The following is a 21,117-nucleotide window of genomic DNA, read 5'->3' as shown; positions in this document are numbered from 1 at the left end:
TTGCAGGTTCCGTGTTAAACTCCATGCCGATTTTATGTCAGATCTGGTTGAGGTACTTCTGAACGGACCGGCACAGCTCTCTCTGCCACTCTATCTCCCTGACGACGAAACGTTTGCAAGTTTCTGGCCGGGTGATAACCCCTCTTTACTGGCTGCACTGCAAAACGTGCTGCGTCAGGAACACAGCGGATACATCTATATCTGGTCACGCGAAGGTGCGGGGCGCAGCCATCTGCTGCACGCCGCCTGTGCGGAGCTTTCGGCGCGCGGTGATGCGGTAGGCTATGTGCCGCTGGATAAACGAACCTGGTTCGTGCCTGAGGTGCTGGAGGGGATGGAACATCTCTCCCTGGTCTGCATCGATAACATCGAATGCGTGGCGGGGGATGAGCCGTGGGAAATGGCGATCTTTAACCTCTACAACCGCATTCTGGAATCGGGCAAAACCCGGCTGCTGATCACTGGCGATCGCCCGCCTCGGCAGCTGAATCTGGGCCTGCCGGATCTGGCGTCTCGCCTGGACTGGGGACAAATCTACAAGCTCCAGCCGCTGTCGGATGAAGATAAGCTTCAGGCGCTACAGCTGCGTGCAAAGCAGCGTGGGTTTGAGCTGCCGGAAGACGTGGGCCGTTTCCTGCTGAAGCGGCTGGACCGCGAAATGCGCACGCTCTTCGACACGCTGGATCAGCTCGATCGCGCCTCGATTACCGCCCAGCGCAAGCTGACCATTCCGTTTGTGAAAGATATTCTGAAGCTATAGTTGTGCCGGGTGCCGGCTGCGCCTTACCCGGCCTACATATGGCACCCGTAGGCCCGGTAAGCGCAGCGCCACCGGGCGAAACCATCAGAGGATCTCGAGCACGTCTTCCGGCGGGCGTCCAATGCGCGCCTGGCCGTTCGCCACCACAATCGGGCGCTCAATCAGCTTTGGATTTTCAACCATCGCCTGTATCAGCCGCTCCTCGGAGAGACGGTCGTCATTCAGGTTAAGCGACGTATACAGATCTTCTTTCTTGCGCATCAGATCCCGTGCACTGCCCATGCCCAGCATATGCAGCAGCTGGCGGAGGGTTTGCGCGTCCGGTGGGGTGTCGAGGTACAGCACCACCTCCGGCTCCACGCCGTTAGACTTCAGCAGGCTCAGGGTATCGCGGCTCTTGGAGCAGCGCGGGTTGTGATAAATTTTTACGGCGTCTGTCATGACGTGAATTCTCCTTGATTACATCTTCTCGTACGGCTTGAAGCGCTGCTGCAGGCCGCGAAGCTGATCGATACGCGCGTCGTATCGGGCCTGCTGGAGGCTGCCGAGTTTGACCTGCGAGCTGGCGCTGCTGAGCGCGGAAATGGCCTGATCGAGGCGGCCCACCAGGGCAAAGCCTTCGGCACGCGCCGCGAGCTCCTGGTCACGGTTGCCAAGCTGGGCTTCCGCCTGAGCGAGCAGATCCCAGCCGTTTTGATCGTCTTTATTGTTAAAGGTGTAACGGTTCAGGATGGTCGCCGCTTCACCCGGCTGGCCGCCCTGCAGGTAAGCGTTCGCCAGGTTAAGCTGCAGCACCGGGTTGGTGCGGACGTCTTTCGCCCCTTTCAGGCGGTTAATCGCATCGGCAGGCTTCTTCTGCCCCAGATCGATATCCGTCAACAGATCGAGGTACCACGGGTTGTTCGGGTCGGCAGCCAGAAGCGGTTGCAGCGCTTTACGCGCCTCGTCGTATTTGCTGGCTTCCATCGCCTGGAGCGCCTGACCATACTGCGCGGCGTTTTTCTCACGCACGTTGCCTTTCGCCAGGGCATCCAGCAGGTCGCTGGTGAGCTGGTTACGCCCGGAATTGTACATCCCCAGCGTTCTCACTTTCGCCATGTAGAAATCCTGCGAAGACTGGACCACAACCGGGCGCATCTGGTTGGCACGGTTACGCGCGTCCGACAGACGGCTCTCAGGCAGCGGGTGTGTGAGCAAAATTTCCGGTGGGCGGGAAGAATAACGCGCCTGATCGAGCAGTTTTTCGAGGAAGCTCGGCATGGCCTGCGGGTCAAAGCCTGAGCGCTGTAACACCTGGATGCCGATGCGGTCTGCTTCCTGCTCGTTTTGTTGGGTAAAGCTGATCATCCCCTGGCGCGTCCCGGCCAGCGTACCGGTCAGCGCCGCCATCCCGGCCTGCGGGCTGGCCATCGCCAGCAGAATGGAACCCAGTGCGCCCACCCAGGTGAGGGGGGCGTTACGTTTCTGGTCTTCCATCGCACGCGCCAGGTGCCGCTGGGTGACGTGCGAAATTTCGTGCGCCATGACCGAGGCCAGCTGGCTTTCGTTGTCCGAATAACGGAATAACGCCGAATGCAGCACCACGTTACCGCCAAAGAAGGCGAAGGCGTTGATTTCGTCATTATTGATTAAATAGAAATGGAAGGGGGTTTTTACCGAGTCGGCGTGTGCTACCAGACGCATGCCCAGCCCGTTTATGTACTGTACCAGCAAAGGGTCGTTAATCAGCGGGGCGCTGCCGCGCAGCTGGCGGACATAGTAGTCGCCCATTTGCATCTCTTGCCCAATAGAGAGCGTGCTTCCTGCCGTGGTGCCCATGTCCGGCAATGTATCGGACGAGTCAGCAAAAGCGGGCAACACCTGACCGACCGTCACCGCGGCAATCAGTGTTGCAACCAGTGTTTTTCTCAACTGCCTGAACATAACCACTGTCCTGTATGTTAGATGTGCTAGTTTGACCGATGAACCGGCATATCGTTCATCTCTGCTGCCCTGCGAGTGTAGCCGTGTTGTAGCATGAAGAAAATCCCATTCATCAGGCTTTTGCGGATTGCGATCGAGATACAAAAAGCGAAAGTCTTTTTTGTGACAGTTAGATACAATTCACCGTCTCACTCCCGCCATTCGATTCAGGGAAGGGTTGTATGCTCGAAATGTTAATGCAGTGGTACCGGCGTCGGTTCAGCGACCCGGAAGCCATTGCTTTGTTGGTTATTCTGGTCGCCGGGTTCGGTATCCTGTTCTTCTTCAGCGGTCTGCTCGCCCCTCTGCTGGTAGCGATTGTGCTGGCGTACCTGCTGGAGTGGCCAACGGCGCGCCTGGAGAATATTGGGTGTTCCCGCCGCTGGGCGACCAGCATCGTGCTGGTGCTGTTTGTCGGCATCCTGCTGCTGATGGCCTTTGTGGTGATGCCGGTTGCCTGGCAACAGGGAATTAACCTGATCCGCGATATGCCCGGCATGCTGAATAAGCTTTCTGATTTCGCCGCCACGCTGCCGCGCCGTTATCCTGCGCTGATGGATGCCGGGATTATCGACGCGATGGCCGAAAACATGCGCGCCCGCATCATGACGATGGGCGATTCGGTGGTGAAGTACTCTCTGGCGTCCCTGGTCGGACTGCTGACGCTGGCGGTCTACCTCGTGCTGGTGCCGCTGATGGTCTTCTTCCTGGTGAAAGATAAAGACCAGATGCTCAACGCCGTACGCCGTATTCTGCCGCGCAACCGCGGGCTGGCGGGGCAGGTCTGGGAAGAGATGAACCAGCAGATCACCAACTACATTCGCGGCAAGGTGCTGGAGATGATTGTGGTGGGGGTCGCCACCTGGATTGGCTTCCTGATTTTCGGCCTGAACTACTCGCTGCTGCTGGCCGTGCTGGTCGGATTTTCGGTTTTGATCCCCTATATCGGCGCGTTTGTGGTAACCATTCCGGTGGTTGGCGTGGCGTTGTTCCAGTTTGGGCTGGGTACCGAGTTCTGGAGCTGCTTCGCGGTGTATCTGATTATTCAGGGGCTGGACGGTAACCTGCTTGTACCGGTGCTGTTCTCCGAAGCGGTGAACCTGCATCCGCTGGTGATTATCTTATCGGTGGTGATTTTCGGCGGGCTGTGGGGATTCTGGGGCGTGTTCTTCGCCATTCCGCTGGCGACGCTGATTAAAGCGGTCGTCCACGCGTGGCCGGATGTGCCGGCGGTAGAAGAGCAGTAAGTTTTGCCGGGTGGCGCTGCGCTTACCCGGCCTATTTATCCTTGTAGGTCGGGTAAGGCGAAGCCGCCACCCGACACTCACTTTCAGGCACTTTCTTTCAGCCAGTTCAACACCACGTCGTGGTGGTTGCTGGTTTTGAAGTCGTCAAACACGTGTTCAACTTTACCGTCGGCGTCAATCAGGAAGCTGATGCGGTGAATACCGTCGTAGGTTTTACCCATAAACGTCTTCTCGCCCCAGACGCCGAACTGCTCGCATACCTGATGATCTTCGTCAGAAAGCAGCGTGAAGTTCAGCAGCTCTTTTTCAGCAAATCGTGACAGCTTTTCTGGTTTATCGGTGCTGATACCCAGCACTTCCACGCCGACTTTTTTCAACTCATCCATGTTATCGCGTAAGCCGCAGGCCTGTACGGTGCAGCCGGGGGTCATGGCTTTCGGGTAGAAATAGACCAGAACACGCTGTCCCTGGAAGTCGGTCAAATTTACTTGCTCGCCGTCTTGATCCGGTAAGCTAAATTTCGGTGCGATGTCACCGGCTTTCAGTGGATTCATTACTCAACTCCATCCTGTTCGTGCTGCGAATAATTGACGACGCTTATACTGCCCTGCGCGTTTAATTCTGTACAGAGGGCTTTGAACGCTTGCTCGATATTTGACGCATCCTGTGATGCAGGGCTGTGCGCGGTAATTTGAATAAAGAGCGTGGGAACCGTGCTTGCGTCGCCCGGCTGTGTGCGGGAAACGAGCTCGGCGATGTTCATCTGATGGCTGTCAAACAGCGCGGTGAAGCGCTCTATCAGATGTGGAGAATCAGGCACTTCAACCTGCACCCAGACGGTAGAAGGCATAGCCGGACGCGGTCTCGCGGTGGTGCGCTTCATGACGATCAGCAAATCCAGCTCGGCACCTTTCAGCGGCAGGGTCGATTCAATCAACGTGATGGCGTTCCATGTCCCTGAAAGCAACATAATGAATGTGAACTCTTCGCCGAGCATGGCCAAACGGCTGTCTTCAATATTACAGCCGCAACTGCTTACGTGGCGGGTGATGGTGTTCACGATACCCGGCCTGTCGGCACCCAGCGCAGTGATAACCAGGTAATGTTGTGATGAGGTTGTCAAACCTGTTCTTCCTTTGCATGGTTAAGTCTTCCTAAGGAAAGCATAAAAAAAACATGCATACAACCGCCTGAGGGCCTCAGGTCGCTTGCTTTTATTACAGTTCCAAACGTACCATTGAGACTCTTGTTCGCACAGAGGATGGCTCATGTTCACGGGAAGTATTGTCGCGCTTGTAACACCGATGGATGAAAAAGGTAACGTCTGCCGGTCTAGCATGAAGAAGCTGATTGATTACCATGTCGCCAATGGAACCTCGGCGATCGTTTCGGTAGGGACTACCGGTGAATCTGCAACGCTGAGCCACGACGAGCACGGCGATGTGGTTATGCTGACCCTGGAACTGGCTGACGGACGTATTCCGGTCATCGCGGGCACAGGCGCGAATGCCACCGCAGAAGCGATCAGCCTGACTAAACGTTTTAACGACAGCGGCATTGTCGGCTGTCTGACGGTGACCCCTTACTACAACCGTCCTACTCAGGAAGGTTTGTTCCAGCACTTCAAAGCCATCGCTGAACATACTGACTTGCCACAAATTCTGTATAATGTGCCGTCCCGTACCGGTTGCGATATGCTGCCGGAAACCGTTGGCCGTCTCTCGGAAGTCAAAAATATTATCGGTATTAAAGAGGCGACAGGGAACTTAAGCCGCGTTCATCAGCTCAAAGAGCTGGTTTCAGACGACTTTATCCTGTTGAGCGGTGATGATGCGACCGCGCTGGACTTTATGCAGCTCGGTGGCCATGGCGTGATCTCCGTAACGGCAAACGTTGCGGCGCGCGATATGGCTGAAATGTGCAAACTGGCCGCGGCCGGTCACTTTGATGAAGCGCGTGTCATAAATCAGCGTCTGATGCCGCTGCACAATAAATTATTTGTCGAACCCAATCCGATCCCAGTGAAATGGGCATGTAAGGAGTTGGGGCTTGTAGCAACCGACACGCTGCGTCTGCCAATGACACCGATTACCGACCACGGTCGTGATATCGTCAGGGCAGCGCTGAAACATGCCGGTTTGCTGTAAAGTTTAGGGAGATTTGATGGCTTATTCAGTACAGAAGTCGCGCCTGGCGAAGGTTGCGAGTGTTTCGCTTGTTATGCTGCTCGCTGCCTGTAGTTCAGACTCGCGCTACAAGCGCCAGGTGAGCGGTGATGAATCCTATCTGGATGCGACCCCGCTTGCTGAACTTCACGCACCGGCTGGTATGATCCTGCCGATTCAGAACGGCGATTATAATATTCCCGTGACCAACGGCAGCGGCCTGGTCGGTAAAGCGCTTGATATTCGTCCACCAGCACAGCCTCTGGCGCTGGTGAGCGGGGCGCGTACCCAGTTCACCGGTGATACGGCATCTCTGATGGTTGAGAGCGCGCGCGGTAGCACCCTGTGGCCGCAGGTTGTCAGCGTCATTCAGGCGAAGAACTACACCATCGATAAACGCGATGATGCCAGCCAGACGTTAACCACCGACTGGATCGAATGGAACCGTCTGGATGAAGACCAGCAGTACCGCGGTCGTTATCAAGTCTCCGTTAAACCACAGGGTTATCAGCAGGCGGTTAACGTTAAGCTGTTGAACCTGGAGCAGGCGGGTAAACCGGTTGCGGATGCCGCATCCCTGCAGCGTTACAGCACCGAAATGCTGAACGTGATTGCCGCAGGCCTGGATAAAAACGCGACCGATGCTGCCAACGCCGCGCAGAGCCGCAACGGTGTGACCTTCGATGTCCAGAGCGGCGCGGATGATACCGGCCTGCCAATGCTGGTGGTGCGTGCACCGTTTAACCAGACCTGGCAGCGTCTGCCAGCGACGCTGGAAAAAGTGGGCATGAAAGTGACCGACAGTACCCGCTCAACCGGCAGCATGACGGCAACCTATAAGCCGCTCTCCGACAGCGCGTGGCAGGAACTGGGCGCGAAAGATCCTCAGCTTGCCTCCGGTGACTACAAGATTCAGGTCGGTGACCTTGATAACCGCAGTAGCCTGCAGTTTATCGATCCAAAAGGTCACACGCTGACCCAGTCGCAGAACGATGCGCTGGTCGCTGTCTTCCAGGCAGCATTCAGCAAATAAATACGAGGGCTGGTGAATCCAGCCCTTTTTATTTTCGTGCTACGCAAACGTGTGCGTGGCATAATATCCCCAGTTTTGAACACAAATCATCACACCAGGAGTAATGAAGATGCAGAAGCAAGCTGAGTTGTATCGTGGCAAAGCGAAGACCGTATACAGCACGGAAAACCCGGATCTGTTGGTGCTCGAGTTCCGCAATGATACGTCAGCAGGGGATGGCGCGCGCATTGAGCAGTTCGATCGTAAAGGCATGGTGAACAACAAGTTCAACCACTTCATTATGACCAAACTGGCCGAAGCGGGTATCCCGACTCAGATGGAAGCGTTGCTGTCCGATACGGAATGTCTGGTGAAAAAACTGGATATGGTTCCGGTTGAGTGCGTTATTCGTAACCGTGCGGCGGGCTCCCTGGTGAAGCGTCTGGGCATTGAAGAAGGTATCGAACTGAATCCACCGCTGTTCGATCTGTTCCTGAAAAACGATGCCATGCACGACCCGATGGTCAATGATTCCTACTGCGAAACCTTCGGCTGGGTGAACAAAGAGAACCTGGCGCGCATGAAAGAGCTGACCTACAAAGCCAACGACGTGCTGAAAAAATTGTTTGATGACGCGGGCCTGATCCTCGTCGACTTCAAGCTGGAGTTTGGTCTGTTCAAAGGCGAAGTGGTGCTGGGCGATGAGTTCTCTCCGGACGGTAGCCGCCTGTGGGACAAAGAAACCCTGGATAAAATGGACAAAGACCGTTTCCGTCAGAGCCTGGGTGGCCTGATTGAAGCGTACGAAGCGGTTGCTCACCGTTTAGGCGTTAAGCTCGACTAACTCCCTCACTTGCCAAAGGATGTTCGCATCCTTTGGCGTCTTACCTTTGTTTCCTATGGTAATCTTGCCGTTAACCGCCTACGATCATAGCTATTATAAATGGAATAGTTAGAGGTGGTTATGCGCTGGCAAGGGCGTCGTGAAAGTGACAATGTAGAAGACAGACGCAGTGATGGCGGCGGCGGTCCTTCCATGGGCGGACCGGGCTTCCGCTTACCCAGCGGCAAGGGCGGTATCATTCTGCTGATTGTGGTGCTGGTCGCGGGCTATTACGGCGTCGATCTCACCGGGTTAATGACCGGTCAGCCGCTGCAACAGCAGCAGCATTCTCAGCGCTCCATCAGCCCGAATGAAGATGAAGCGGCCAAATTTACCTCCGTGATCCTCGCCACAACGGAAGACACCTGGGGTCAGCTGTTTGAGAAGATGGGGCGTACCTACCAGCAGCCGAAGCTGGTGATGTACCGGGGCGCAACCCGCACCGGATGCGGCACCGGACAGTCCGTGATGGGGCCGTTCTACTGCCCGGCGGACGGCACCGTCTATATCGATCTCTCTTTTTACGATGACATGAAACGCAAGCTTGGCGCTGATGGCGATTTTGCCCAGGGCTACGTGATCGCGCATGAAGTCGGCCATCACGTGCAAAAGCTGCTGGGAATTGAGCCAAAAGTGCGCCAGCTCCAGCAAAATGCGTCGCAGGCTGACGTGAACCGCCTGTCCGTTAAAATGGAGCTGCAGGCGGACTGCTTCGCGGGCGTCTGGGGCCACAGCATGCAGCAGCAGGGCGTTCTGGAATCCGGCGATCTTGAGGAGGCGCTGAATGCCGCTCAGGCGATCGGTGACGACCGTCTTCAGCAGCAGAGCCAGGGGCGCGTCGTGCCGGACAGCTTCACTCACGGTACCTCGCAGCAGCGCTACAGCTGGTTTAAACGCGGTTTCGACAGCGGCGACCCGGCGCAGTGTAATACCTTCGGTAAAGCGATGTAATGCTGGCGTTTGAACAGCTGATACGCGAGCTTGAGCGCACCGGCCATCGTCGGCTGGTGGTGCTCAGCGGTGAGACGCAGTGGACGTTGAGTCAGGCGGCTGACCTGCGTAATACCCTGCCGGGAGACTGGCTGTGGCTGGATGACAATCCCTCTAAAACCCTCAGCGGACTGCTGGGACGCGAATACCTTCACACCGTTTTTGACGCGCGCGCCGGGTTTGACGTCTCAGCCTTCGCCGCGCTCAGCGGGACGCTGCGCGCCGGAAGCCTCCTGGTGCTGCTGGTTCCTCCGCTTGCTGACTGGGCCGACAGGCCAGACAGCGACTCTTTGCGCTGGAGCGACAGCGCGGAGCCGATCGCCACTCCACACTTTGTGCACCACTTCTGCCGGACGCTTGCCGCCGATTCGGATGCGATTGTCTGGCAACAGCATCGTCCTTTGTCCGTTCCCGTTGCGCCGGATTTACCCGCCTGGCGGCCTGCCAGCGGCGCACCGCAGCGCGAGCAGGCGGAGATCCTCGACGCGCTTCTGACCATGCCTGCGGGCATCGCTGCCGTAACGGCACCGCGCGGGCGCGGAAAGTCAGCGCTGGCGGGGATGCTGCTCAATAGCATTCAGGGGAGTGCGGTGGTCACGGCACCGGCTAAAGGGGCAACGGATGTCATTGCGCGCTTTGCGGGCGAGCATTTCCACTTTATGGCCCCGGATGCGCTGCTGGCCTCCACGCTGCAGGCCGACTGGCTGATTGTCGATGAAGCGGCTGCCATCCCGGGTCCGCTGCTGGAGAAGCTGGTGACGCGCTTTACGCGCGCATTATTAACCACCACGGTGCAGGGCTATGAAGGGACGGGAAGGGGGTTCCTGCTGAAGTTTTGCGCCCGTTTCAGCGGACTGCGGCATTATGCCTTATCGACCCCCATTCGCTGGGCCGTCGGATGTCCGCTTGAGCGGTTCGTGGCAAATGCTCTGTTATTTGATGATGCGCTTATCGACCGCAAACCGGAAGGCGACGTGCGTATAACGCCGCTGGCGCCGCGGATGTGGGAGAGCGACCCGGCACGCGTGGCAAGCGTTTATGAACTGCTGTGTGCGGCACACTACCGCACGTCACCGCTCGATTTACGCCGGATGATGGACGCGCCCGGTCAGCACTTTGCTGTTGCCGGGACCGAGGCAGAGATTGCAGGCGCGCTCTGGCTGGTGGAAGAGGGCGGGTTGTCCCCTGAGCTTAGCCGCGCCGTGTGGGCGGGATACCGGCGTCCGCGCGGGAATCTCGTAGCGCAGTCGCTGGCGGCACACGGCGGATCGCCACTCGCGGCAACGCTGAAAGGGCGACGGGTTAGCCGCATTGCGGTTCACCCCCTGCGCCAGCGGGAAGGCATCGGGCAACGGCTTATCCGTAGCGCCCGCGGGGAAGATTATCTGTCGGTGAGTTTCGGTTATACCGACGAGCTGTGGCATTTCTGGCAGCGGTGCGGGTTTGTGCTGGTGCGGATGGGGAGCCATCGGGAAGCCAGCAGCGGCTGCTACACGGCGATGGCGCTGCTGCCGCTAAGCGAGGCAGGGCGTCGGCTGTGCGCGCAGGAACATCAGCGTTTGTGCCGGGATATGCGCGTCCTGTCGGCCTGGAACGGTGAAAAGATCCCGGTGGACGACGGCTGGGAAGCTACCCTTAATAGTGATGACTGGTGGGAGCTGGCCGGGTTTGCTTTTGCCCATCGCGCGTTTTCAACCTCGGTTGCCGCGCTGACGCGGTTGTTGCTCACCGTTGATATGCCGCTTCCGGCCCTGCGGGGGAAACTAGCAGGGAAAACGGATGAGCTCGGGCGAAAAGCGTTGCTGGCAAAGCTGCGCTCTGAAACCGCGCAAGCGCTTGAAACCATTGATTATCCGCGCTGCCAGCAGTTGAAGGAAGCCATTTTGCAATGGCAATTTTTTCAATGACTTCTTCAGTAAAGTGGCATGGTCATTCCCGCCGGGAGGCGTAGAATCCAGGTCATCTATTAAGGAGACCACCATGAAACATGACCATTTTGTTGTTCAAAGCCCTGACAAACCGGCTAAACAGTTACTGCTTCTGTTTCATGGTGTTGGCGATAATGCCGTCAATATGGGGCAGATTGGCAGCTGGTTTGCGCCCGTTTTCCCGGAAGCGTTGATTATTAGCATCGGTGGCGTAGAGCCATGCGGCCCGAACGGGCGCCAGTGGTTCTCGGTTCAGGGCGTGACGGAAGAGAACCGTCAGGCGCGTATCGACGCCATCATGCCGACCTTTATCGACGTCGTCCGCTACTGGCAGCAGCAGAGCGGCGTAGGAGCCGAAGCGACCGCGCTGATTGGCTTCTCGCAGGGGTCAATCATGTCGCTGGAAAGCGTAAAGGCGCAGCCGGGTCTGGTTTCACGGGTGATCGCCTTTAACGGCCGTTTTGCGACGTTACCGACAAGCGCAACCACGCAGACCACGATCCACTTAATCCACGGCGGTGAAGACCGGGTGATTGAGCTCTCGCATGCGGTTGCTGCCCAGGAAGCGCTGATGCGTGAGGGTGGGGATGTGACGCTGGATATCGTTGACGATCTGGGCCACGCCATTGACGATCGCAGCATGCAGTTTGCGCTTGACCATCTGCGCTATACCGTACCGAAGCACTACTTTGATGAAGCGCTCAGCGGCGGTAAGCCGGATGACGATGATATTGTTGAGTTTATGTGATTCTTCCCCCTCTCCCATGGAGAGGGGGAATCGGATCGATTACTTCTTCTGATCCTTCTTCGGCCAGTCGTCGTCATCGTCCCACTTGTCGTTGAAATCACGGTGCGGGGGAAGATCCGGCTTGTTGGCGAGAAATTTTTTATGGTCCACGCGCTTAAGGTCTTTAATCACGTTCAGCAGTACGCCGACCAGAAAAACCAACACCAGAACCCACCAGTACTTTGAAAGCCAATCCATTCGCTATTCCTCTCAGAGCGTTCGTCAGGCGACGATTTGCTCCATAATACGTTGATACATACGGGCCAGCAGTTGTAAATCTGCCGCATTGACACACTCATTTATTTTATGAATGGTTGCGTTCACTGGCCCCAGTTCGACAACCTGAGCACCCATACGGGCGATAAAGCGTCCGTCTGAGGTGCCACCCGTTGTCAGCAGCTGTGGCTTAATTTCATTATAGTGCTCGATGGCGTTCACCACCGCATCCACCAGTTTGCCGCGCTGCGTCAGGAACGGCTGGCCGGAAAGCCACCACTCCACGGTGTAGCGCAGCTGATATTTTTCCAGCAGGGCGATAACGCGCGCCTTGATCATCTCATCGGTCAGTTCCGTGCTGAAGCGGAAGTTGAACTGGACGACGTAATCCCCCGGGATCACGTTATTGCTGCCGGTCCCGGCCTTGACGTTCGCAATCTGCATGCTGGTCGGCGGGAAGAACTCGTTGCCCTTATCCCACTCAATCGCCACCAGCTCGCTCAGCATTGGCGCGGCGCGGTGGACCGGGTTATCGGCCAGATGCGGATAAGCGACGTGGCCCTGCACACCGTGAATGGTCAGGTTACAGGTCAGCGAGCCACGGCGTCCGTTTTTGACGACGTCACCCACCACTTCGGTGCTGGACGGCTCACCGACCAGGCAGTAGTCGAGACGCTCGTTGCGGGCCATCAGCGCTTCGACGACCTTCACGGTGCCGTTGTGCGCGCTGGCTTCTTCGTCGGAGGTGATCAAAAACGCGAGACGGTTTTTGTGGTTGGGATGCTGCGCCACAAAGCGCTCTGCCGCCACGACCATCGCCGCCAGAGAACCTTTCATGTCTGCCGCGCCGCGACCAAACAGCATGCCATCCCGAATGGTCGGCTCAAACGGCGGGTTAATCCAGCGATCCGCGTCACCGGCGGGAACGACGTCAGTATGCCCGGCGAAGGCCAGCGTTTCGCCCTGTCCGCGCCACGCCCAGAAGTTCTGGGTATCGCCAAAATCCATGCGTTCAACGGTAAAACCGATGGCACGCAGGCGTTCAATCATAAGAGCCTGACAACCTGCGTCGTCCGGGCTAAGGGAAGGACGGCGAATAAGCTGCTGAGTCAGCTCAATGACCGGGCATGACATAAACTACACCTCAACGAAAAAAGTCGGAATAAAGGGTTTCACTGAAACCCAGCAGCATAGGCTGCCCTGGCGCGCAGAGCAATGGGCGTTTGATAATTGCCGGCATCTCGAGCATCAGTTTTGCAGCGCTGTCGGCATCGGTGATGCTGGCGCGCAGTGAGTCGTCCAGTTTACGCCAGGTGGTGCCGCGGGTGTTCAGCAGGGCTTCCCAACCCAGTTCGCGGATAGCGCTATGCAGAAATTCTGCATCGAGCCCGTCGGCACGGTAATCGTGGAAGCGGTACTCCACGCTGTTAGCGTCCAGCCAGCGGCGGGCTTTTTTGATGGTGTCGCAATTTTTAATGCCGTACATCACAACCATGGTGAATCCTTTTGATGTTCTGATAATTAAATGTTCAGTAAATTCGAAGATATATCCTTAAGTGGAATATAACACATTCAGGAATTGTCTGGATTAATACGTCTTTTTAATTCGACTCACAATTGTACGCTGAATATTCTTTCATCATTTAAGCATAGATGTCCATTAACTTTAAAAATCCAACAAACTCAGCAAATAAAATAAAACTCACCCGTTCGTAGGGTTATTTCAAAATATTGCTGGCCGTCACAAAAAATTGAGGGCTCTCCGTTCATATTTATCATAAATCCCCGCAGGACGTAGGGTACAATCACAGCAATTGGTTAAATAGTCTTCACAATGATGGTACGTTTTTGTAGAATGCGCATAATAATAAGAGAGGTTGTTATGATTGAACGTGAACTGGGGAACTGGAAAGATTTTATCGAAGGCATGCTTCGTAAATGACATTCAGTAAGAATTGCAAGAGCACTAAAATAAGTAAAATAACCATAGTGTGAATTAATCACACAGTAAAAAGGCGGCCGATAAAGCCGCCTTTTTTTATTTCAACCACTTACTCAGGACGTTCCTTTAGCGGGAAGCGGCGACGCACCAGCACAAAGAACAGCGGAACGAAGTAAATAGCCAGGATGGTGGCCGAAATCATGCCGCCCATCACCCCCGTGCCGACGGCATGCTGGCTGCTGGAGCCTGCACCGGTGCTGGTTGCCATCGGCAGTACACCAAAAATAAACGCCAGCGAGGTCATCAGGATCGGACGCAGGCGCTGACGGCAGGCGTGCAGCGTGGCGGCCATCAGCTCGTGGCCTTTGGCATTCATCTCGTTAGCAAACTCAACGATCAGAATGGCGTTTTTCGCCGACAGCCCAATGACGGTGAGCAGGCCCACCTGGAAGTAGACATCGTTCTCCAGGCCGCGCATCCACGTTGCGAGCAGCGCACCGATAACCCCAAGGGGCACGACCAGCATGACCGAGAACGGGACCGACCAGCTCTCATACAGGGCGGCAAGGCAGAGGAAGACCACCAGCAGAGAGAGCGCGTAAAGGGCGGGGGCCTGCGCCCCGGAGAGGCGCTCCTGGTAAGACATGGCCGTCCACTCGAGACCAAAACCGGCGGGCAGCTGTTGCACCAGTTTTTCCATGGTGTCCATGGCGGTACCGGTGCTGACGCCCGGCGCGGCTTCCCCGACGATTTCAACCGCAGAGTAGCCGTTATAGCGTTCCAGGCGTGGCGATCCGCTCTCCCAGTGCGAAGTCGCAAAGGCAGAGAACGGCACCATGCCGCCAGCATTATTTCTGACAAACCAGCGGTTAATATCATCCGGCAGCATGCGGAACGGCGCGGCGGACTGGACATACACTTTTTTCACGCGGCCGCGATCCATAAAGTCATTCACATAGCTCGACCCCCACGCCGTTTGCAGGGTGTCGTTGATATCGTTGATCGACACACCCAGCGCCTGCGCCTTACGCTGATCGATATCCACCTGAAGCTGCGGGCTGTCGTCGAGGCCGTTATGGCGAACGCGGGTCAGGCCGGGATCGTTGCCTGCCAGCGCTAACAGCTTATCGCGTGCGGCCATCAGCGCCGTGTGGCCCGCCCCGGCGTGATCCTGCAGCTCCATATCAAACCCGGCGGAACTGCCCAGGCCGCTTATCGCCGGTGGGCTGCTGGCAAAGACGCGCGCTTCTTTGATGTGCGCAAAGGCTTTTGTCGCACGTTCAATGATGGCAAACGAGGTGCCCGTCCGGGTATCGCGTTCGTCCCAGTCCTTCAGGCGGACAAACATGCGGGCAACGTTCTGCCCGTTTCCGCCCGGGCCGGAACCGACGGTGGAGAAGACCGAGACAACGTTATCTTTCTCTTTGGTGAAGAAATACTGTTCCACTTTCTGCACCACTTTCAGCGTCTGCTGCTGCGTTGCGCCGCTCGGAAGCTGCACCGAGGTGGTGAACATCCCCCGGTCTTCGATCGGCAGGAACGAGGTGGGCAGGTGCAGGAACAGCCACACCATCCCGCCCAGCAGCACAACGTAAATCATCATCCAGCGCAGGCTGCGGTGCAGTACGCGACCAACGGCAGATTCATAGCGCGCGGCGTTGCGGTTGAACATGCGGTTAAACCAGCCGAAGAACCCTTTCTGCCCGTGATGCTCCCCTTTGTGTAGCGGTTTCAGAATGGTGGCGCACAGCGCGGGGGTGAGGATCAGCGCGACCAGCACGGAGAGCACCATCGCCGAGACGATGGTGATCGAGAACTGGCGATAAATCGCCCCGGTGGTGCCGCCAAAGAAGGCCATTGGGATAAAGACGGCCGACAGCACCATCGCAATCCCGACCAGCGCCCCCTGAATTTGCCCCATGGACTTGCGCGTCGCCTGGCGCGGAGAGAGCCCTTCTTCGCTCATGATGCGCTCGACGTTTTCAACCACCACGATGGCATCATCCACCAGAAGGCCGATCGCCAGCACCATCGCAAACATCGTCAGGGTATTAATGCTGTACCCGAAGGCGTAGAGCACCGCAAAGGTCCCCAGCAGCACCACGGGGACGGCAATGGTGGGGATCAGCGTCGCGCGGAAGTTTTGCAGGAACAGGTACATGACCAGGAACACCAGCGCGATGGCTTCGAGTAGAGTCTTCACCACGTCCTCAATGGAGGCTTTAACGAAGGAGGTGGTTTCATAGGCGACTTTGTACTCCAGCCCGTGCGGGAAATACTGCGACAGCTCGTCCAGACGGTCTAACACCAGTTTTGCCGTCGCCATTTCGTTCGCGCCGGAGGCCAGCTTAATCCCCAGACCGGAGGCCTGATTGCCGTTAAAGCGGCTCAGGTAGTCGTATTTCTCCGCCCCCATTTCCACCGTGGCGACATCGCCCAGACGCACTTCCGACCCGTCCTGATTCACGCGCAGGGTGATATTGCGGAACTGGTCCGGCGTCTGCAGCAGGGATTGCGAATTAATGGTGGCGTTCAGGGCTTGCTTATCAACGGAAGGCGTTCCCCCCAGTTGCCCTACGGCAATCTGGGCGTTCTGGGCTTTGATAGCATCCGTCACGTCGGTTGCCGTCATCTGGTAGCTGTTCAGCTTGTTGGGATCGAGCCAGATACGCATGGAGTACTGTGAGCCGTAGGCGTCGATATCCCCGACGCCGTTGATACGGCTGATGGGATCCTGAATATTACTGGCGACGTAGTCCGCGATGTCCTGTTTATCCATCGAGCCATCTGTCGAGACAAAGGCGATGGTCAATATGTTGGTATCGCCGGTTTTACGCACGGTCACGCCCTGGTTTTGCACCGCCTGGGGCAGCTTGCGCATCGCCGACTGCAGCTGGTTTTGGACCTGCTGCACCGCTTCGTCCGGGTCGGTGCCCGCCTTAAAGCTCAGGGTCACCGTCGCCTGTCCCGTGGCGCTGCTTTGCGAGGACATGTACATCAGGTTATCCAGACCCGTCATGTTCTGCTCAATAACCTGCGTCACGGTATTTTCCAGCGTCTGAGCGGACGCGCCGGGGTAGTTTGCGGTGACGCGCACGTTCGGCGGTGCCAGGTCGGGGTATTGCTCAACGGGAAGTGACGTAATCGCCAGGACACCTGTCAGACACAACAGGATGGCAAGCACCCAGGCAAAAATGGGGCGATCGATGAAAAAATTCGCCATGAAAGTGTGACCTCGTTTTGCTGCACGTCATTATTGTTTATTGCCCGCATAACTTTAGCGGTAAGGCCCAGCTCAAACGTGGAGAAATAAAGGAGATAGTGTAAATTATCATGCGCTTTTCCCTGCGCTTCCCTCTTTACCGTTATTTACCCGTTAACGGCAAAGGCGCCGGAAACGTCACGCTGACCAGCGTGCCGCCGTTTTGCGGCTGCGAGAAGTGCAGCACTCCTCCAAGCCGCTGCGCGCGTTCGCGCATAATGTTCAGACCGTAATGTCCCGGCGGCTCGCTGGCCTCGCCAATCCCGATGCCGTTGTCGCGAATGCTGACGCTGTGCGTACCGTCCGCTGCGGTCACGCAGCTCACGGTGATCTCGCTGGCCTGCGCGTGCTTAATGGCATTCAACACCGCCTCACGCACGATCTGCAGCAAATGCACCTGCTTTTGCGCGTCGAGCGCCAGCGAGGAGAGGCGGCAGTCGAGATGCAGTTTCGCCTGCGTCTGGCTCTGCAGGGCATCGAGTGACTCCTGCAGCGCCGCGGGTAAATTCGCGTGGTTCAACGTCAGGCGGAAGGTGGTCAGCAGCTCGCGCAGCTGCTGCCAGGCGTTGTTCAGCTCGCGGGAGAAGTCGGTGATAATGGCCTGCGCTTGGGTATTTTCTTCCGGCACGGCGCGTTTGAGCAGTGCAAGCTGAATGCGCAGATACGACAGCACCTGCGCCAGCGAATCGTGCAGCTCGCGGGCAATGGTGGCGCGCTCTTCCATCAGCAGCAGCTGCTGGTAATGCTTTTGCGCCTGGTTAAAGTACAGCCCGCGCCCGAGCATGGTCGCCACGCTTCTCATCAGCGGAAGGGGGACGCTGTCCGCCTCGCTTTGCCAGCGCAGCTCGCCGTAGAGCGTGTCCTGCATCAGTACCGGCAGGTTTTGCAGAGGGATACCCTCAGCCTCCGTCCCTTCGCACAGCCGCCAGTCGTCGCTGGTGCGCAGTTCCAGATAATTCATCTGCGTATAGTCATGGACAATCTGCAGGATATGCCGGAAACAGTGGCTGTCTATCTGGCCGGTATTGAGCGCCTGCGAGCACTTAAACAGCATGTCGAGCTGCTGGTGGGCTTCGTGCAGGTGCCGCGTCTTTTCCGCAACCGAGGCTTCGAGCGAACGGTAGAGCGTATCAAGCTCGGCTGACATGTGGTTAAAGGCGCGCGAAAGCTGGCCCAGCTCGTTCGGCAGGGCGCTATCCGGCGCAGGGGTGGCAAACTCGCCGCGCTCAACGCGTTCGCTGGCCGCCACCAGGTTATTCAGCGGAAGCACCACCTGACGACGGATGCGTCGCAGGGTAAACAGCGTCAGCAGCAGGATCCCGAGTGCGCCAGCCAGCGAGAGCAGGGTGACCGTTTGAATTTTATGTTCGGTGTAGTGCTGGAGGGCGAGCACAAAGGCATCAATGCGGCCCACAAAATCCTCAATATTGCGTTGGTACCACGCGCTGTCGCCGCGGGCGATATGCGCATCCATCTCCTGCCAAGCCACATGCAGCTGCTGATAGCGTGCTTTCACATTGTCCGGGACGTACCAGCGATCCAGCTTCTGCAGGGCAGGCGCGCCGAGCGTCTGTTGCCAGCTCTCGCGATGTGCCGCAAGGGACGGGCTGTTTCGCTGCATCTCGTAGCCCAGACGATAGCTCTGCATGCGCAGTGAGCCAGCGATGTTGATGGCTTCGGCATCGCGCTGGCTGCTGGCCAGCGTCAGCAGCGCGACGGTGCTGCTGAGTACGGATAGGGCAATGATCGAAAAGAAAGCCCAGGCAAGGCTTCCGGAAACGGGTCGTTTAACGGTCACAGAACGGCTCTCTGAATAAAATTGATCTGCCACAGGTTCACTGGAAATAATTGGGCGCTTCAGGCATTTGAACATTGCCCGAACGCACCGTGATGCGTAAATACCATACTCTTATAAAGAGAAAGGTTATTGAACCAAAAACAGGTGTGGTTATGAATCGTTTTATTATGGCTAACAGCCAGCAGTGCATTGGGTGTCGCGCCTGCGAAGTCGCCTGCGTGATGGCGCACAACGGTGAGCAGCATGCCCTGAGCGAGCGCCATTTTCATCCCCGTATCACGGTCCTGAGATCCGGCGAGAAGAGCCACCCCGTGACCTGTCATCATTGCGAAAATGCACCCTGCGCGCAAAGCTGCCCGAACGGCGCCATCAGCAAATGCGATGACAGCGTACAGGTGAATCAACAAAAATGCATCGGCTGTAAGGCCTGCGCGGTGGCCTGCCCGTTTGGCACGATGGAGATTATTGTCACTCCGCTCAACAATGGCAGCGTGAAGGCCTCGGCGAATAAATGCGATCTCTGTCTGACGCGTCCACACGGCCCGGCCTGTATCGAAAATTGCCCGGCGGATGTCCTCTCCCTGGCGACGCCCGCCGCGCTGGAAAACCTGGCGAAATCGCGCCGACAGCGCACGGCCTGCCTGGAGGCGCAGCCCTGGCATGGTGCCGAGGCCGTCAGCGTGGACGCGCCGCGTACCAAACTGCAGCAGATGCAAACGACCCCGCCCCGCGGCGAGCCCGACAAGCTGGCTGGCGCAGAGCGCGTGGGCCATTTTAACGAAATTTACCTGCCGTTCCGGGCCGAACAGGCCGCCCGCGAGGTGTCGCGCTGCCTGAAGTGCGGAGAGCACAGCATTTGCGAATGGACCTGCCCGCTGCACAACCACATCCCGCAGTGGATTGAGCGCCTCAACGCGGGGGATATCACCGGCGCGGCCGAGCTTTCTCATCAGACCAACTGTTTACCTGAAATTACCGGTCGCGTCTGCCCGCAGGACCGGTTATGCGAGGGAGCCTGCACGCTTCGTGACGCGGCGGGGGCCGTGACGATCGGCAACATCGAGCGCTACATCTCCGATCGGGCGCTGGCGATGGGCTGGCGGCCGGATATGTCCGCCGTCACGCCGTCAGGTAAACGTGTCGCGATTGTCGGCGCGGGGCCCGCCGGGCTGGCGTGCGCCGACGTGCTGGCGCGCCGCGGCGTGAGCGTGACGGTCTATGACCGGCATCCGGAGATCGGCGGTTTGCTGACCTTTGGCATCCCGGCATTTAAGCTCGATAAATCGCTGCTCGCGCGGCGCAGAGAGATCTTTACCGCGATGGGGATCCGCTTCGAGCTGAACTGCGAGGTGGGCCAGGACGTGTCGATGTCGCAGCTCAAGAGCGATTACGACGCCCTGTTTATTGGCGTGGGTACCTATCGTTCGATGAAGGCGGGTATTCCGAACGAGGATGCGCCAGGGGTCTACGACGCGCTGCCTTTCCTGGTGGGCAACACGCGGCATGTTATGGGGCTGGAGGCGACGGCCAGCGAGCCGTTCATCGACACCCGTGGCCTGAACGTGGTGGTGCTGGGTGGAGGCGATACCGCGATGGACTGCGTTCGCACGGCGTTACGTCACGGCGCGGCGACGGTCACCTGCGCCTATCGTCGGGATGAGGCCAACATGCCGGGCTCGAAGAAAGAGGTGCAGAACGCCAGAGAAGAGGGGGCGTCATTTGAGTTTAACGTCCAGCCGGTTGAGCTGACGCTGGATCCGAACGGTAAGGTCAACGGTATCCGGATGCTGCGTACCGCGCTCGGTGAGCCGGATGCGCAGGGGCGTCGTCGGCCCGTTCCGGTGGCGGGCAGCGAGTTTGTGATGGCCGCGGATGCAGTCATCATGGCGTTTGGCTTTAATCCGCACGCGATGCCGTGGCTGCAGGCGCAGGGTGTCGAAACGGATGACTGGGGGCGGATCGTGGCCTCGGTCGAGAGCCGCTATCGTTACCAGACGACCAACCCGCAGATCTTCGCCGGGGGCGATGCGGTACGCGGCGCGGATCTGGTCGTCACCGCGATGGCGGAAGGGCGTCATGCCGCGCAGGGGATACTCGACTGGCTGGGAGTTGATGTACCACAACATCATTAATCCGGCGGACGACAAAGCGGGATTCACGGCGTA

At 57.7% G+C, this 21,117-nt stretch carries 19 protein-coding genes; 10 read left to right on the top strand and 9 right to left on the bottom strand.

Annotated features, from left to right (window positions below):
• Positions 1-58: 58 nt before the first annotated feature.
• Entirely contained in the window at positions 59-760 is a 702-nt protein-coding gene (locus ACOTXI_RS15075) for a DnaA inactivator Hda (RefSeq protein WP_166792068.1), read from the top strand.
• Positions 761-844: 84 nt separating this feature from the next.
• On the opposite strand, the gene arsC is transcribed toward ACOTXI_RS15075, so the two are convergent.
• Together arsC and bepA are read right to left on the bottom strand one after the other, a co-directional pair.
• Positions 845-1,201: an arsenate reductase (glutaredoxin) gene (gene arsC / locus ACOTXI_RS15070; RefSeq protein WP_032652948.1), complete on the bottom strand. Its 357-nt coding sequence runs from the start codon at positions 1,199-1,201 to the stop codon at positions 845-847.
• 18 nt (positions 1,202-1,219) lie between these two features.
• On the bottom strand, positions 1,220-2,683 hold the full coding sequence (bepA, locus tag ACOTXI_RS15065) for a beta-barrel assembly-enhancing protease (protein ID WP_058653483.1): 1,464 nt from the start codon (positions 2,681-2,683) through the stop codon (positions 1,220-1,222).
• A gap of 221 nt (positions 2,684-2,904) precedes the next feature.
• On the opposite strand from bepA, the gene ACOTXI_RS15060 reads away from it, so the two are divergent.
• On the top strand, positions 2,905-3,969 hold the full coding sequence (locus tag ACOTXI_RS15060; RefSeq protein ID WP_008501636.1) for an AI-2E family transporter: 1,065 nt from the start codon (positions 2,905-2,907) through the stop codon (positions 3,967-3,969).
• 83 nt (positions 3,970-4,052) lie between these two features.
• On the opposite strand, the gene bcp is transcribed toward ACOTXI_RS15060, so the two are convergent.
• Together bcp and ACOTXI_RS15050 are read right to left on the bottom strand one after the other, a co-directional pair.
• Positions 4,053-4,523: a thioredoxin-dependent thiol peroxidase gene (gene bcp, locus ACOTXI_RS15055; protein ID WP_008501635.1), complete on the bottom strand. Its 471-nt coding sequence runs from the start codon at positions 4,521-4,523 to the stop codon at positions 4,053-4,055.
• Complete coding sequence (locus ACOTXI_RS15050) at positions 4,523-5,092, bottom strand: glycine cleavage system transcriptional repressor (protein ID WP_023325845.1); 570 nt, start codon at positions 5,090-5,092, stop codon at positions 4,523-4,525. Before ACOTXI_RS15050 ends, bcp begins: the two co-directional genes overlap by 1 nt.
• A 145-nt stretch (positions 5,093-5,237) precedes the next feature.
• On the opposite strand from ACOTXI_RS15050, the gene dapA reads away from it, so the two are divergent.
• From dapA to ypfH, 6 genes are all read left to right on the top strand, one after another.
• On the top strand, positions 5,238-6,116 hold the full coding sequence (gene dapA, locus ACOTXI_RS15045) for a 4-hydroxy-tetrahydrodipicolinate synthase (protein ID WP_058653485.1): 879 nt from the start codon (positions 5,238-5,240) through the stop codon (positions 6,114-6,116).
• 16 nt (positions 6,117-6,132) lie between these two features.
• Positions 6,133-7,167 (top strand): outer membrane protein assembly factor BamC, encoded by a 1,035-nt coding sequence (gene bamC, locus ACOTXI_RS15040; protein ID WP_008501632.1) that lies wholly within the window; start codon positions 6,133-6,135, stop codon positions 7,165-7,167.
• A 109-nt stretch (positions 7,168-7,276) separates the two neighbouring features.
• Positions 7,277-7,990 carry a phosphoribosylaminoimidazolesuccinocarboxamide synthase gene (purC, locus tag ACOTXI_RS15035; protein WP_008501631.1) on the top strand — a complete coding sequence of 238 codons (714 nt, stop codon included), beginning with the start codon at positions 7,277-7,279 and terminating at the stop codon, positions 7,988-7,990.
• A gap of 120 nt (positions 7,991-8,110) precedes the next feature.
• Positions 8,111-8,980 carry a neutral zinc metallopeptidase gene (locus ACOTXI_RS15030; protein WP_008501630.1) on the top strand — a complete coding sequence of 290 codons (870 nt, stop codon included), beginning with the start codon at positions 8,111-8,113 and terminating at the stop codon, positions 8,978-8,980.
• Positions 8,980-10,926 (top strand): tRNA(Met) cytidine acetyltransferase TmcA, encoded by a 1,947-nt coding sequence (locus tag ACOTXI_RS15025; protein WP_058653487.1) that lies wholly within the window; start codon positions 8,980-8,982, stop codon positions 10,924-10,926. The genes ACOTXI_RS15030 and ACOTXI_RS15025 overlap by 1 nt, the downstream gene beginning before the upstream one ends.
• Positions 10,927-10,999: 73 nt before the next feature.
• A complete protein-coding gene (gene ypfH, locus ACOTXI_RS15020; RefSeq protein ID WP_045351574.1) occupies positions 11,000-11,695 on the top strand; it encodes an esterase in 696 nt (231 codons plus the stop codon).
• A gap of 39 nt (positions 11,696-11,734) precedes the next feature.
• Here ypfH and ACOTXI_RS15015 read toward each other — a convergent pair whose 3' ends face one another.
• From ACOTXI_RS15015 to ACOTXI_RS15005, 3 genes are read right to left on the bottom strand one after another with little or no spacing between them, the layout of a single operon-like run.
• Entirely contained in the window at positions 11,735-11,932 is a 198-nt protein-coding gene (locus tag ACOTXI_RS15015) for a YpfN family protein (protein ID WP_008501627.1), read from the bottom strand.
• 24 nt (positions 11,933-11,956) lie between these two features.
• The gene (gene dapE, locus ACOTXI_RS15010) at positions 11,957-13,084 is read right to left on the bottom strand and encodes a succinyl-diaminopimelate desuccinylase (protein ID WP_008501626.1); all 1,128 of its coding nucleotides are present in this window, start codon (positions 13,082-13,084) and stop codon (positions 11,957-11,959) included.
• Positions 13,085-13,094: 10 nt separating this feature from the next.
• Positions 13,095-13,445: an ArsC family reductase gene (locus ACOTXI_RS15005; RefSeq protein ID WP_008501625.1), complete on the bottom strand. Its 351-nt coding sequence runs from the start codon at positions 13,443-13,445 to the stop codon at positions 13,095-13,097.
• 387 nt (positions 13,446-13,832) lie between these two features.
• Here ACOTXI_RS15005 and ypfM point away from each other — a divergent pair, with 387 nt between their 5' ends.
• The gene (gene ypfM / locus ACOTXI_RS15000) at positions 13,833-13,892 is read left to right on the top strand and encodes a protein YpfM (protein ID WP_015572204.1); all 60 of its coding nucleotides are present in this window, start codon (positions 13,833-13,835) and stop codon (positions 13,890-13,892) included.
• Between the two features lie 109 nt (positions 13,893-14,001).
• Here the strand turns inward: ypfM and acrD are convergent, their stop codons facing one another.
• Positions 14,002-17,115, bottom strand: coding sequence for a multidrug efflux RND transporter permease AcrD (gene acrD, locus ACOTXI_RS14995; RefSeq protein WP_058653488.1), 3,114 nt, complete (start codon positions 17,113-17,115; stop codon positions 14,002-14,004).
• Positions 17,116-17,257: 142 nt separating this feature from the next.
• Positions 17,258-18,952, bottom strand: coding sequence for a nitrate/nitrite two-component system sensor histidine kinase NarQ (gene narQ / locus ACOTXI_RS14990; protein WP_058653509.1), 1,695 nt, complete (start codon positions 18,950-18,952; stop codon positions 17,258-17,260).
• Between the two features lie 152 nt (positions 18,953-19,104).
• Between narQ and aegA the strand changes: the two genes are divergently transcribed.
• On the top strand, positions 19,105-21,084 hold the full coding sequence (gene aegA / locus ACOTXI_RS14985; protein WP_058653490.1) for a formate-dependent uric acid utilization protein AegA: 1,980 nt from the start codon (positions 19,105-19,107) through the stop codon (positions 21,082-21,084).
• Positions 21,085-21,117 lie beyond the last annotated feature (33 nt).

Origin of the sequence: Enterobacter cloacae complex sp. BZL2005 (assembly GCF_049238885.1) — a bacterium.
Taxonomy (GTDB): Bacteria; Pseudomonadota; Gammaproteobacteria; order Enterobacterales; family Enterobacteriaceae; genus Enterobacter; species Enterobacter roggenkampii.
This window is presented reverse-complemented; position numbering and strand designations above follow the sequence as displayed.

Excerpts from the sequence above, each read along its gene's own strand:
- arsC (WP_032652948.1), bottom strand. The coding sequence starts at position 1,201 with ATGACAGACGCCGTAAAAATTTATCACAACCCGCGCTGCTCCAAGAGC.
- bepA (WP_058653483.1), bottom strand. The coding sequence starts at position 2,683 with ATGTTCAGGCAGTTGAGAAAAACACTGGTTGCAACACTGATTGCCGCG.
- ACOTXI_RS15060 (WP_008501636.1), top strand. The coding sequence starts at position 2,905 with ATGCTCGAAATGTTAATGCAGTGGTACCGGCGTCGGTTCAGCGACCCG.
- bcp (WP_008501635.1), bottom strand. The coding sequence starts at position 4,523 with ATGAATCCACTGAAAGCCGGTGACATCGCACCGAAATTTAGCTTACCG.
- dapA (WP_058653485.1), top strand. The coding sequence starts at position 5,238 with ATGTTCACGGGAAGTATTGTCGCGCTTGTAACACCGATGGATGAAAAA.
- bamC (WP_008501632.1), top strand. The coding sequence starts at position 6,133 with ATGGCTTATTCAGTACAGAAGTCGCGCCTGGCGAAGGTTGCGAGTGTT.
- purC (WP_008501631.1), top strand. The coding sequence starts at position 7,277 with ATGCAGAAGCAAGCTGAGTTGTATCGTGGCAAAGCGAAGACCGTATAC.
- ACOTXI_RS15030 (WP_008501630.1), top strand. The coding sequence starts at position 8,111 with ATGCGCTGGCAAGGGCGTCGTGAAAGTGACAATGTAGAAGACAGACGC.
- ACOTXI_RS15025 (WP_058653487.1), top strand. The coding sequence starts at position 8,980 with ATGCTGGCGTTTGAACAGCTGATACGCGAGCTTGAGCGCACCGGCCAT.
- ypfH (WP_045351574.1), top strand. The coding sequence starts at position 11,000 with ATGAAACATGACCATTTTGTTGTTCAAAGCCCTGACAAACCGGCTAAA.
- ACOTXI_RS15015 (WP_008501627.1), bottom strand. The coding sequence starts at position 11,932 with ATGGATTGGCTTTCAAAGTACTGGTGGGTTCTGGTGTTGGTTTTTCTG.
- dapE (WP_008501626.1), bottom strand. The coding sequence starts at position 13,084 with ATGTCATGCCCGGTCATTGAGCTGACTCAGCAGCTTATTCGCCGTCCT.
- ACOTXI_RS15005 (WP_008501625.1), bottom strand. The coding sequence starts at position 13,445 with ATGGTTGTGATGTACGGCATTAAAAATTGCGACACCATCAAAAAAGCC.
- acrD (WP_058653488.1), bottom strand. The coding sequence starts at position 17,115 with ATGGCGAATTTTTTCATCGATCGCCCCATTTTTGCCTGGGTGCTTGCC.
- aegA (WP_058653490.1), top strand. The coding sequence starts at position 19,105 with ATGAATCGTTTTATTATGGCTAACAGCCAGCAGTGCATTGGGTGTCGC.